General features: G+C 30.5%; 10 protein-coding genes. 2 read left to right on the plus strand and 8 right to left on the minus strand.

Annotated features, from left to right (window positions below; genetic code table 11):
* Positions 1-190 precede the first annotated feature (190 nt).
* The 4 genes from WCG23_11745 to WCG23_11760 all read right to left on the minus strand — a co-directional run bounded on the left by WCG23_11745 (position 191) and on the right by WCG23_11760 (position 1,787).
* Positions 191-496, minus strand: coding sequence for a HigA family addiction module antitoxin (locus tag WCG23_11745; GenBank protein MEI8390541.1), 306 nt, complete (start codon positions 494-496; stop codon positions 191-193).
* Between the two features lie 13 nt (positions 497-509).
* Positions 510-788, minus strand: a complete 279-nt coding sequence (locus WCG23_11750; protein MEI8390542.1) for a type II toxin-antitoxin system RelE/ParE family toxin — start codon at positions 786-788, stop codon at positions 510-512.
* Positions 789-1,215: 427 nt separating this feature from the next.
* A complete protein-coding gene (locus tag WCG23_11755) occupies positions 1,216-1,560 on the minus strand; it encodes a type II toxin-antitoxin system PemK/MazF family toxin (protein MEI8390543.1) in 345 nt (114 codons plus the stop codon).
* Positions 1,560-1,787: a hypothetical protein gene (locus tag WCG23_11760; protein ID MEI8390544.1), complete on the minus strand. Its 228-nt coding sequence runs from the start codon at positions 1,785-1,787 to the stop codon at positions 1,560-1,562. The genes WCG23_11755 and WCG23_11760 overlap by 1 nt, the downstream gene beginning before the upstream one ends.
* A 213-nt stretch (positions 1,788-2,000) precedes the next feature.
* Between WCG23_11760 and WCG23_11765 the strand changes: the two genes are divergently transcribed.
* Positions 2,001-2,294, plus strand: coding sequence for a transposase (locus tag WCG23_11765; protein ID MEI8390545.1), 294 nt, complete (start codon positions 2,001-2,003; stop codon positions 2,292-2,294).
* 338 nt (positions 2,295-2,632) lie between these two features.
* Here WCG23_11765 and rsmG read toward each other — a convergent pair whose 3' ends face one another.
* The 4 genes from rsmG to WCG23_11785 form a co-directional block, all read right to left on the minus strand.
* Entirely contained in the window at positions 2,633-3,370 is a 738-nt protein-coding gene (gene rsmG, locus WCG23_11770; GenBank protein ID MEI8390546.1) for a 16S rRNA (guanine(527)-N(7))-methyltransferase RsmG, read from the minus strand.
* Complete coding sequence (locus tag WCG23_11775; protein ID MEI8390547.1) at positions 3,367-5,964, minus strand: tetratricopeptide repeat protein; 2,598 nt, start codon at positions 5,962-5,964, stop codon at positions 3,367-3,369. The genes rsmG and WCG23_11775 overlap by 4 nt, the downstream gene beginning before the upstream one ends.
* A 110-nt stretch (positions 5,965-6,074) precedes the next feature.
* Entirely contained in the window at positions 6,075-8,000 is a 1,926-nt protein-coding gene (locus tag WCG23_11780) for a response regulator (protein MEI8390548.1), read from the minus strand.
* Positions 8,001-8,123: 123 nt separating this feature from the next.
* On the minus strand, positions 8,124-10,463 hold the full coding sequence (locus tag WCG23_11785; GenBank protein MEI8390549.1) for a hypothetical protein: 2,340 nt from the start codon (positions 10,461-10,463) through the stop codon (positions 8,124-8,126).
* Between the two features lie 308 nt (positions 10,464-10,771).
* Between WCG23_11785 and WCG23_11790 the strand changes: the two genes are divergently transcribed.
* A complete protein-coding gene (locus tag WCG23_11790; protein ID MEI8390550.1) occupies positions 10,772-12,307 on the plus strand; it encodes an ATP-binding protein in 1,536 nt (511 codons plus the stop codon).
* Positions 12,308-12,584 lie beyond the last annotated feature (277 nt).

Raw genomic sequence — 12,584 nt, forward strand, 5'->3', positions numbered from 1 at the left:
GTACTATAAAATTCAATGACAACAAGACTTTAACTTATGCTGCGTAACTCCTGTTTATAGGGAATTAAGTTGAAATTCTCTGTTTGATTTTTTGGCAGTGCAGTTCGGAATTTAAGCAAATAAAAAAAGCTGTTGATTTCTCACCGACAACTTTTATTGTAATTTTTATTGTGAAATATTTTCTAAAAAACTAACCATACATTATCTGAACATTATCAACATTGGTAATTTGTTTAGCTTTCCATAAATCGTATTGCATTTGCATTCCTAACCATACATCAGGTGATGTGTTAAAAGCTTTAGCAAGCTTTATAGCCATTGCGGGACTAACAGCTGTTTTGCAATGAACGATATCTGATAGATTTTGTCTTGTTATACCCAGCTTTAAAGCAGCTTCTTTGATGGTTAATCCAAGCGGTTTAATACAATCTTCTCTTAAAATTTCTCCGGGATGCGCAGGATTGTGCATTATATCGGTTTCTCTTTTATAAATCATTTTTATACTCCTGTTAATGATAATCTTGGTAATCTAAAATGTATGCGTCGCCTTTTTCAAACTTGAATGTCAATCTCCAATTGCCGCTGACAGTTACTGACCATAGATCTTTCTTATCACCTCTTAACGGATGTAATTTAAAACCCGGTAAATTCATATCTTCCGGATATTTTGCTCTGTCAAGATATGCGAGCATTCTTTTTAATCTTGATTCATGCTCAGGGTTTATACCGGAAGCAACTCCCTGTTCAAAAAATTTCTTTATTCCTTTATGTTTAAAAGTTTTTATCATACTAAAATAATAACTTATGTAGTGAACTGTGTCAAGTGACACGGTTCATGATATTTTTAAAAGTACTTGATAAGTATTGTGTTTATAAAAGGAGTTAAAGTTGATTAAAGTGAAAAAGCAAGCTATACTTGAGTATAAACTAAAATGCGGTAGCTTTCTACATCGAGGGTTCGAATTCGTTCTTCTCCGTATTTTAGTCTATATCAAGAGACAAATAAGTCCTTTAGCCTTTAAAAACCCCGCTGTTAGCGGGGTTTTTGCATTTTATGAAATAAAGAGAATTCTTTTTGAAGAGTTTTTTAGGGTTTTTCTCAAAAAATTAAGCGAAATTCTCTGTTTGATTTTTTGGCAGTGCAGTTTATAATTTGAGCAAATAAAAAAGCTGTTTATACTGACAGCTTTTTAAATAAAATTTAATAATTATTTTTTAATTTAATCCAAGATGCAATTTTAGTTTCTTATCAACTTCTTTTAGTTTTTCTGATGATAATTCACCAATTTTATTTCTTAACCTAAGTTTATCAAAAGTACAAACATCAGGAACTCTAATTAAACTTTGTTTATCAAGTTTATTTAATTCGTCAGGTTCAATTATAACAACAATTGGAAATTGCTTTATCCGACTTGTTAAAGGGACAACAGTAATTTTTGAACTTTTATCATTTGCAATATCATTGGATATTATTAAAGCCGGTCTGGTTTTTTGTATTTCTGTACCTACGGAAGGATCAAATTCAACAAGCCAAATTTCACCACGTTTTGGATTCGCCATTACTCTTTACCTATGTCTTTTAACGAAGTGTCTTCCCATCCCTGCCAATCTTTATCATCTTCTTTGCTAAATTCGGCATATTCTTCATAAGCTTTTTCAAGATCATTAAATTGCCTGCACTTTTTATAATCTTCAAGAATAGTAACAATAGTTTTACTTCTATTTTTGCCTTGCTCGTCTATAAATTCTATTATATCTTCCGGAATTGAAACTGAAACTTTAGGCATTTTTTCTGCTCCTTATGCTTACTACTTTATAGTAGCATAATATAATAGCAATTTCAAGTATTATCAATCAGCTGATAAGTATTGTGTTATACTGAAACGAGTTTGTTTTCAGGAAAACCGGCAAAGCCTGATTTTTCCGAAAAGCAGCACTCCTAAAAGCTATAGTGCTTTCGCAAAAAATATTTCATTTCTTAATTAATTTTTCAGAGCACTATATCAGAGCTTTACCCTGATAAAAAACACCTTATCATAATGGATAACGCTGCATACCGTAGAAATCAGGGAGGTGAAGAGTATCCTTTACCGAAAAATGTTGAACTGTTCTTTTTACCGCCATATTCTCCCGATTTTAATTTCATAGAAAAACTCTGGAAAGTTTTAAGGGATGACTTTTTTAACAATAAATTCTTTAAAAATGTTTTAGAGCTTAAAGATTACGTTAGTCACGTTCTGAGAAATGTTATGAAAAGCAGGGATATAGTACTTAATATTTGCAATGTTACTTAATTACTTTTTCATATCACTATAAAAAAAATCTTTCCGAATTAATGATTAACGGAAAAGAATATATTTTATCCCAACAAATAATAAAAGAAACAGGGTGGAGATTTTTAGTTATTGTTGAAAAGGATAATATTTTTAAGCCCATATACAGTTTTAAGCAAAAAACACAAAAATTAGGCTTATTGAGTATTTTTTATATTTTCATTTTGTATTTTCTATCCGATTCAACAAATGATATATCGGGATAATCTATAAAAAATATAATGGATTGCCGTGTCGAGTCTAAAGCCTCTCTTCGCAATGACGCATAATTTTAATCAGCCTTATAAAATTAGCTGTTTTTATAGAGGATTTTTGCCGGGTGTTCCTGTTCTTCTCGGGTATTTTTCGGGAGTAGGCTTTATTTTTTTGACCAAAATAAGATTTCTTTCTTCGTTAGAAAGAGTGTAATTGACTGTTTTAATAACTTCTCCCCCTAAAATAGCCAGTGCTTGTTTTGCTTCGATAATTTCTTCTTGAAAAGTTTTTGCTTTATAAGCTATAAAATATCCGCCAACTTTAATGAAAGGCAAAGTATATTCCAGCAAGACATTAAGTTTGCTTACAGCTCTTGAAACAGCAATGTCGAATAAACTGTCATTTGAAGAAGAAAGTTCTTCAGCTCTCGAGTTTATAATTTCAATTCTGTCATTAAATCCCAATTCTTGAGAAAGTTGAGAAATAAATTCTGTTTTTTTGCCGACAGAATCGACAGCACAAAGTTTTAACTGCGGATAAGTTATAATTATGGGGACTCCGGGAAATCCTCCACCTATGCCGATATCAATAACACTTTTTGGAGAATTTAGATTTAATTCGTTTTCTAGTAGACCAATAGAAAGAGAATCTGCAAAATGCTTTAAAACCACTATGTCAGCCTCGGCAGAACTTACAAGATTTGTATGCTTGTTATATTCGTATAGAAACTGCCAGTATTTTTTAAACTGATTGACCTGCTTATCTGTCAGGTTTATATTAAATTCTTCAGCTTTTTTTATAAAAATTTCCCAGTTATCGTTTTCGTTTATATTATTATTCATATTTTTTTCTTTAATTTTTCAATAATTTTTTTAAAATTATGTTCGCCTGTCTCATTTATAACTTTTTTTAATCTTCGGTCTATTTTTTCCCTGCTGTCCGTGGAAATTGTCTTTTCGATAATTTTTCCTGCAATTATAAAAGCTTTTAAAGCTTTTTCATAATATTTTTCCTGCAAATATATATCGCCGATGTCAAGATAGCTCATAGCTATTTTATAATCATCACAGGTTTCTTTGGCAATTGCAAGTGCTTCATGGAAACAATCATTAGCTTTTTGATAATCAACCATATCAAAATATATATTTCCAATACTTGAGAGCGATTCATACTGCCCTTCTTTATTTTTCATAAGTTTATCAAACTTCAATGATTCCGAATAATATTCTTTTGCTTTATGTAAATTTCCGCGTTCTTCGTAAATTGCTGCCATGTTTGAATAAGCTGCTGCTATATTGGGGTTTGTCTTAATATTTCCTGAAATATTAGTATTTTTCAGGTAAAAGTCCAACGCCTTGTCAATATCGCCAAAATCGTCATAAGCAAGTGCTTTTTTAAAATATATATTTGCTTTTTGTTTTGTATTATTAGAGTTTTCAGCTTCTATAAGAGCTCTTTCGTAAAATTTTAAGGCATTATCAAAATCTTCCCTGTAATCATAAATATCAGCGATGCCGCATAATGCTTCAATTGCTGATTCTGTTTCAACAGAGGTATTTTCCAGACCTATAATCCGATTGTAGTACATCAAAGCAACATCATGACGAAAACCTTCTTTATAGGTATTTGCTATTAAAACTAAAGACCTGTTTATATTTGATTTGTCCTTGAGAATTTCATATAAAACAAGAGTTTCTTCGAATTTTTTTGCAGCTTCGTCGAATTTGCCGCTTTCATAAAAAGTGCGTGCTTCGGATTTTAAACTGTTTATTTTTTCTTCAAGCCCGTTAGAAAGTTTATTGTTTTGAGACTGAGCAGATTTTTTATTATCCTTTTCAAGAAAACTTTCACTCTGAGTTTTTCCGTCAGCCTGCGTAAAACTAATAACCTGTCCAAGTTTTTCAGATGAAACGTCCTCGGAATCATTTAAGTTGTTTTCTTCAGCCAAAAGGGCTTGTTCTTCTTCTGACAGCTCGATTTTATCATCAGGCTGAATCTGAATCGAGATGATATCATCTGTTTTTATTATATTTTCGGGCTTTTGTTTGTTTTTATTTTCAACCTGACTGCTTTTCAAGGTTATATCTGTTTTATTTTCTTTTTGCAACAAAGAAGAATGATTGTTAAATTCATTTTCTGCGCTTCCCGTAAATAATTTGTCTGTTATATTTGTATATAGATATCTAAAATCAGGCTTAAGGTTTGATAGTGTTGTCGATTTTAAAGCAGGTAAAGATTTGTCGCCGTAATTTATTAAACACATATAATGATAATACTGTTCTGAGTATAAAAGTTTTCTTGATATAGAGAAAATTCTTTCTTCGAGTTTTTTCGAAATTTGTTCGGAATATATTTCATAAAGATATCTGTGGATTTGCTTTTTTTCATCAGCTGTAATATTTGAATAAATAGTGCTTTTTAGTAGACTTTTTACGTAAGAGACGCCACCGTTTTGAGTTAAGATCATTTTGGAAGCCAGATAATTTATTTTATTTAAAATATCAGAGGTAAAATTTAATTTTTCTAATGTTTCAAAACTCACAGAGTGTCTTACAGCTGCAAAAAAATAAACGGTTTTTAAAAATTCATCGGGAATAGTTTTATAAATCTTCTGATAAACAAATTCTTCAAAGCTTTTTTGTTCTTTTGCGTAATATTCCTGCATTAAATCAAAAGAAGATATATCTAAAGTATTAACGGTATTTGAAAACAACAAAAGATTTTCGGGATACCCTCTGGTTACTTGAAAAATTTGTTGCAAACCGCTTTCTGTTTCTGTTATTCCGTTATTCTTCAGAAGTTTATAAGCTTCCGATTCTTCGAGACCGCCAAGCCTTATTTCAAAAGTTTCAGTTTTTTGAGAAGAAAAACTTAATTTTCGACCGGCTATAATTATTTTTATTTCAGGAAGCGATAAAAGGAACTCCAAAAAATGTGTTAATTCTTTTTGTTCTTCAGGCAGATTTTCAAAACCGTCAATCACGATTAATAAAGGTATGTTTATGCTTTTAATATAATTCATTAGCCTTTCATCGATTGATTGGTTGTTTGAAATTTTAAAAGCTCTTTTGTATTCAGGATTTTTTATTGTTATTTTCTTTAAAAAATTGAATAAAGAGAGGATAATATCATCCAAATGTGTTACGGGAGAGCATTCATAGTAAAAATTAAGTATATTTTCTTCAAGTGCGTATATTATGGTGTTGATGAATTCTGTTTTTCCTGTTCCTTGAAATCCTTTTAAGGAAATCAGTTTTTGCTTATCAGAATTAAGCGCCTGACAGGTTTCTTTCAAGTATTCATTTCTGTTGACAAGGTTGTACAAGACCCCTTGAGAAACTTCTTTTTTAAAAACATCTTTGGCTTCGATAATAGTGCTTATCGAAGAAGTTATAATTTTTATAAAACTTTCTTTTATAAAAATGGTGTTTGGCATTCTTTATCTCAATTAACGATATTGTTTTCAGTTCATATTTTACAACTCTGAAAACAAACATGAACTGAATATATTTTATCCCATGTTTAAATTAAGGGATAGGGAAATTTTTATTTTACGGGTAATTTTATTGTAAAGACACTTCCTGTGCTTTCATCACTTATTACGGAGATAGTGCCGTTATGGCTTTCGATAATATGTTTTGAAAGATAAAGTCCAAGACCTGTACCGACTTGTCTGAATTTTTTGGCGAAGCTTTGGTATTTGTTAAATATAGTTGATATTTCCTGAGCAGAAAGTCCTTTTCCGTTATCGGCGAAAGAAATTATGACCGCATCATCTTTAAGTTTTGAAGAAATAATTATTTGTCCGTATTCACAGGTATAATTTATGGCATTTGAAAGTAAATTGATTATAACCCGTTTTATTTCAAGGCTGTCTGCGTATAAATTCAGAGTTTTCCGCTCAAAATTAAAATTTATTGCCTGTTTTTTGTCTTCGGCAAGGTATTTTATTTGTTCGTAACAATTTTTTATTAAATCATTAATATCGAAATAATGTTTTTGAATATTTACGCTTTTATTTTCGTATCTATAAGTTGCGAGAAGATTTTCCACCATCCCAAACATATATTTGTTTGAATTAACTGTTTCTTCAATGATTTCTTTCTGGTTATCGTTTATTTTTCCGAACTTTTCATCAAGAAGCATTTCCAATGCCCTCATTTGAGCACGAACAGGGGTTTTTAAGTCATGCGTAAGTGTTGCTACAAAAGTTTCTTTTTGTTGTTCAATTTCTTTATGCTCCGTAAAATCTCTAAGAATTAAAACATAACCTTCAACTTCGTTTAAAGACTGGTTTATTTTCGAACAACTTATTTCAAGAAATCTTTTTTCTTTGTCGCTGTCTGCGTTTATTTCAAGACAAAAATTAGTACACCCTTCACTTGCTTGCAGGCATTGTTTTATACGACAAAAATCATTGTTATTTCCAAAAATACAACAAAAATCCTGATTAATTATTTTTTCTTTAGATAAATTCAGCCATTTTGAAAATAATTCATTACATGAAATTATTTTAAAGTCAGAATCTAAAATTACGATGCCATCGGCTGAAAATTTAAACACTAGCTCAAGAACTTCTTTCTCAGCTTTTAATTCGTCCTGAAGATCTTTAATTTTTAATATACTCAGGATTCTGGCTTTGACTTCTTCTATATTAAAAGGTTTTATAATATATTCATAAGATCCCAAATTAAACCCTTTAACTATAGCACTGGTTTTATCAAGTGCGCTGACAAAAATAACAGGAATATCTTTTGTGGAAGTTTTTGATTTAAGCTGTTTAATAACATCAAAACCGCTCATTTCCGGCATCATCACATCAAGAAGAATTAAATCAAATTTTTCTTTTTCAACTATATCAAGCGCATGTTTGCCATTATGGACAACAACAGAACTCTGGTTTATCTGATCAAGGATTTCCTTTAAGATTTCTGTGTTCATCGGATTATCGTCAATTATTAGTACTTTATGCTTTTTATATGTCTTTTGTTTCTTTGCCACAGTCGTTTCCGGCTGATTGAAGATCTTAGCTACTTGATTTTCTTTACTATTCCGACTAAAGCCCTCAAAATTACTATTTATTATTGATTGTAAGCTGGTATTATTTTCGGAATTTAAAAAAGATTCGACATTATTAACAAAAGCAGAAATTTCTATCGGTTTTGAAATAAATCCGCAACAACCTGCCCCATAGGCTTTTTCTTTGTCGTTTTGCATTACTTTTGCAGTAAAGGCAATAATCGGAATATTTTTTGTCGAAAAATCTTCTTTTAAGATTTTTGTTGCAGTCAAGCCGTCCATGCCGGAAAGATTTAGATCCATAAGAATTAAATCAGGTTTTTTAATCTTAGCAAGTTTTATTCCATCAGAAGCATTTTCTGTTTTTATAATGAAATGACCGGCGTTTTCTAGCAGTTCTCCCGCCATTTCCATGTTCATGACATTATCTTCAACGATTAATATATTTGCCATTATTAATATTTACACCCTTTATACTTTTATTTCAAATTTATATTTTAATATAAAAATATCTTTATATAAATATTAAAAATTTAATCGCTATATTCGGAGAAGTGAAAGAGCTCGAATTGCTGGTTAGCTTTGAGGTTGTTTTTGAGTTTCAACGGGCACCGAATTTGTTTTAAGCCTACCTGCCATTAATTTTACAAACCAGTTTTTGTTTTTTGATTTTTCTTTTTCAATTTCTACCATTTTTTCATGAGTTGTAATTGATAATGGTTGACCGACAACAAGCCTGGTGAGAGACTCATAGCTAAAAGTCTGAACCCCAATAACCAAAGCATTACCCAACAATGAAGCATTTGAAATAGCTTTGCCCATCTGGTTGAATGCGTAACAAATCCAAAGAGAGATTCCCTGCCTTGAAGAGTCCTGAATAGCCCTTTCGTGTGATTTTTTACTTGATGAATCCTTGTCTTTCGTTTCTGATAAGTTTACGTTATAAGCATCAACAGCAAGGAACGGAACAGTCGTAAAACCTGTAAGTTTCATTGCCGTGCTAAGTTCATTTGTACCGTATTCCATAACTTTTGTACTGAAAAAGTTCTTGTTTCTTCCATAACGGCTTATTGCTTCTTCGAGATTGCTATCGTCTATAGTTTCCATCTTTTTATTAATTTTATCTGCCCAACCGGTAATATTTTTTACAAACTGTTCAGAATAAAATGAACCTTTTTTCTTTGCTTCTAAAGGTTTTTTGCCGATAAGTTTCAGAACAGGGTTTATTATAGCCCTTCCTAGTGTTGCGGCAAATTCAAACGGTAATTTAACTATGTTTACAGCCTCCTTAGAATATCTGTATATCCAGTTTCTTCCTATTACTATTTCTTTTTGGTCTTTTATATGAGAATGATTCAATATATCATCCAGAGTGAGCTGTGAAAAAGCTTTTTTGATTTTCTTATCTTCGGTGGCGGCTTCGTTTATACGATTGGCTGCTATTTCAAGCATTTTTCTGGCATCTTTTGTATCAAGCTGGTTTACTCGTTCATAAGCTTTTGTAAACTGCTCTACAGTCATTGTTTCCCGACAGATTTTTGCATTTGCAAATTTTTTATCGAATACTTTCAGGCTTGATTTTATGGAATTAATTATGCCTTTATTATTCGCTCCAAAACCGATCGATGATTTATTTTTTTGCAATTCGGCTGCTTTTTGAACTTTCTTTGCTTTTTCAAGGTTTAATTTTTCTGCTTTTTCAACAGTTATGGGAAAAACAGGTCTTTTTGTAATTAATCTGCTAAATATATTTGAACCTATAGAATTAACAATGTTCACTCCCAATGCAAAAGGAAGGGATTTGTTTGTTAATTTTTCAAATACAGAGTTGAGAATATATCCCTGATAAGTATCAAGAGCTATCCTGGTTGTTTCTTGTTTGAATTTTGATTTCCGTTCCTTCTCGGCTTGTTTTTTATCATTGGTATTTAAAATTTTAAGGTTATAAAAATCTTTTGCAATGAACCATGCCGGAATTGTTCCTGATACAGCTCTTGCTATAAACTGGTTTGCGCTTGTTCCAAAATTTGGAAGAATATAGCCCTGTTTTGTTTCCGTAATTTTATCAATTGTTTGCTGGACATATTCTTTTTTAGCTTTTTCTATAAAAGAACCTTCTTCTCTCGGGGTGTCATTTAAAATTTCTTTTGCGAATTCTTCAAGATGATTCCCTTTATCATCTGATTTAGCAAGGATTCCGGAAGCTTTTCCGTCTTTAAAAGAATAAACTGATTTAAGTTTTCCTTTTCCAAAGAAGTTTGATAATTCTTTTTCATTGCCGACCACGCCTTTTTTAAGAATGTTTTTAAGTTCATCAAGATTTGAACCTGTAATTTTTTTATCAAAATCTCCGGCAATCTTCATGACGTTCATCCAAAACCCTAAAAGAGTATTTCGGGCTTCTTCCTGACTAAATTGTTTATTGATTTTTTCTTTAGTTTTCTCATTGCCAAATATTTTTTTTGAATAATTAATAATCAACTTTGGTAAATCAATAAAAGATTCCCAGAGATTTTTATAAAATGGTTTATTGGGGTGAATTAAATCATTAGCAATTCCTGTTTTTTTGTTATTCACATCATACGCGAGAGAAAGCACAAAAGAATTTTCTTTAGTAGGTTCTATATACTTTGTTATATCTGCAAGAAGCTCTTTTGCTAAGATAGATTCCTCTCCAAGAAAGAATTTTTTCATTTCAGCGGCCTTAAAAAAAGAACCCTTAAAAGAAATCTGCTGTCTTAAAGGGCTCGTTTTAAATGATTCTAATGTTTTTTTACTAAAATTTACGCTGTCTTGCAAGTTTACCGAATCTGAATGACTTTTTGCAGAGCCGTAAGCTATACTTTTATTCTTTATCAAGGCTTTATTATAACTACGCAACTTGTTATTATTAAGATTTAGATTTTTTAATGTCATATATTGTAGCTTTCCCTTAAGTCTAGACACAAATTTTTCAACACAAAAAAGATTTTAACCAGCGTTTCTACTTATATAAAACAAGCAACAAAAGAAAAATTGACATGTAATATATATCATTTGACACAAAACTTTACTTTGGAGAAGAATATGATATAAAATATATAAATACAATTTTATTTAAATATAAATACAATATTTTAATTTTAAAAAGGCACTTAATTTCTTAATCAAAAGGGCTTCTTTAGGTAAAAATGTTCAACTTAAATTAATTTTAAAACAATTAATGTTAGGAAGATATTAAAAAAATGTTGAGAAAAGTAAAGAAAAAATTACAATCAGACTTTTTTAAGCAGTCAGTGAAAATAGATTTTAATAATTTGAAACAAATTTTAAAAAAAATTAAATATTTTGACTATTTTTTGGAAATAAACAAAAAAGAATCTGATTATATAAATGCCAATCTTGAAGAAAATGAAGATCTTGTAATAAAAGAAATTTATAAAAACAGGAAACTTCTTCCTGCTGCAGGAAGCCAACCTTATAAAGATGAGGATTTCAATGAATATATCAATAAAATTTTTGAACAACAGGAAAAAGAAAGAATTGTAAGATGGCTTGTAAACAGTATTAGAGAATCTCTTGATCTTGATAAGGTTCTGGAAAAAATAGTAGAAGAAATAGGCATGCTTTTAAAAGTGGATAGATGTCTTATTGCCCTTTATGACAAAACTACAGAAAAATTTTGTATTCAGAATGAATATCGAATTAATGAAAATGTTCCCAGTGTATTAAATAATTTCAGTTCTTTAATACTGGAATTGCCGCAAAATTGGCAGGAGCATTTATTAAAAAGTAACAAACACATAGTTGTAAATAACTCTGAAGAAGAAAAACTGGAAGATATTAAAAAAAATTATCTTGAAATAAATAATATAAAATCACTTATTATCATTCCTGTAGTGCATAAGAGCGAAGTTCTGGGCGTAATAATGGTTCACCAGCTTCATTACACGAGAGAATGGGAAAGTACTCATATAGAAATTCTTAAAGATACCGGCAGTCAAATTGCTATAGCAATCGGACAGGCGATTTTGTACACAAGAGTACAGGAAGCAACAAAATTAAAAAGCGAATTTTTGGCGGGCATGTCGCATGAATTCAGGACACCTTTGAATGCAATTATAGGATTTTCAGAAATGTTGTTAAGCGGTGATTTTGGCAAATTAAACGAAAAACAGGAAAAATTTACTAATAACGTTGTCTTAAGCGGAAAACATCTTTTAAGGCTTGTAAATGATATTCTTGATCTTTCAAAAGTTGAATCAGGCAATCTGGAGCTTAATTATGAAATTTTTGATGTAAATTTTGCAATTTTTGAAACAGTTACTATTTTAAAGGGCATGGCTATTAAAAAAAATATTTTTATAGAAACAAAACTTGAAAAAAATACAATAATTAATGCTGACATAGTTAGGTTTAAGCAAATTATGTATAACTTGCTCAGCAATGCGGTTAAATTTACGGAAGATGACGGTAAAATTTTTATTAATTCACTATTTGTTGAAGGTAATTTAAAAATAGAAATTATTGATACGGGAATAGGAATTTCAGAAGAAAACAGGGACAAAATTTTTCAGGAATTCAGGCAGATTGATTCTTCTTATGCAAGAAAACAGGACGGAACCGGTCTGGGGCTAACTCTTACCAAAAAGCTTGTAGAAAGGCATAACGGTTATATTGATTTTGAATCGGAAGAAAAAAGGGGCAGCAAATTCTGGTTCATTCTGCCGGAAGCAAAGCTTACCGAAACAATTAAAGACCAATGCACGTCTAATTTGTGATAAAATATAGTCATATCAATATTAAAGGGGCGAAAATGACTACATTTTTCATGCTGGGTGTAAGCGAAAAAATTAAAAATAATAAAATAATTGCAGTAAAAGACCAATGCACGTCTAATTTGTGATAAAATATAGTCATATCAATATTAAAGGGGCGAAAATGACTACATTTTTCATGCTGGGTGTAAGCGAAAAAATTAAAAATAATAAAATAATTGCAGTAAAAGACCAATGCACGTCTAATTTGTGATAAAATATAGTCATATCAATATTAAAG

Source organism: bacterium (genome assembly GCA_037147175.1).
Taxonomy (GTDB): Bacteria; Cyanobacteriota; Vampirovibrionia; order Gastranaerophilales; family UBA9971; genus UBA9971.

Excerpts from the sequence above, each read along its gene's own strand:
- WCG23_11745 (MEI8390541.1), bottom strand. The coding sequence starts at position 496 with ATGATTTATAAAAGAGAAACCGATATAATGCACAATCCTGCGCATCCC.
- WCG23_11750 (MEI8390542.1), bottom strand. The coding sequence starts at position 788 with ATGATAAAAACTTTTAAACATAAAGGAATAAAGAAATTTTTTGAACAG.
- WCG23_11755 (MEI8390543.1), bottom strand. The coding sequence starts at position 1,560 with ATGGCGAATCCAAAACGTGGTGAAATTTGGCTTGTTGAATTTGATCCT.
- WCG23_11760 (MEI8390544.1), bottom strand. The coding sequence starts at position 1,787 with ATGCCTAAAGTTTCAGTTTCAATTCCGGAAGATATAATAGAATTTATA.
- rsmG (MEI8390546.1), bottom strand. The coding sequence starts at position 3,370 with ATGAATAATAATATAAACGAAAACGATAACTGGGAAATTTTTATAAAA.
- WCG23_11775 (MEI8390547.1), bottom strand. The coding sequence starts at position 5,964 with ATGCCAAACACCATTTTTATAAAAGAAAGTTTTATAAAAATTATAACT.
- WCG23_11780 (MEI8390548.1), bottom strand. The coding sequence starts at position 8,000 with ATGGCAAATATATTAATCGTTGAAGATAATGTCATGAACATGGAAATG.
- WCG23_11785 (MEI8390549.1), bottom strand. The coding sequence starts at position 10,463 with ATGACATTAAAAAATCTAAATCTTAATAATAACAAGTTGCGTAGTTAT.
- WCG23_11790 (MEI8390550.1), top strand. The coding sequence starts at position 10,772 with ATGTTGAGAAAAGTAAAGAAAAAATTACAATCAGACTTTTTTAAGCAG.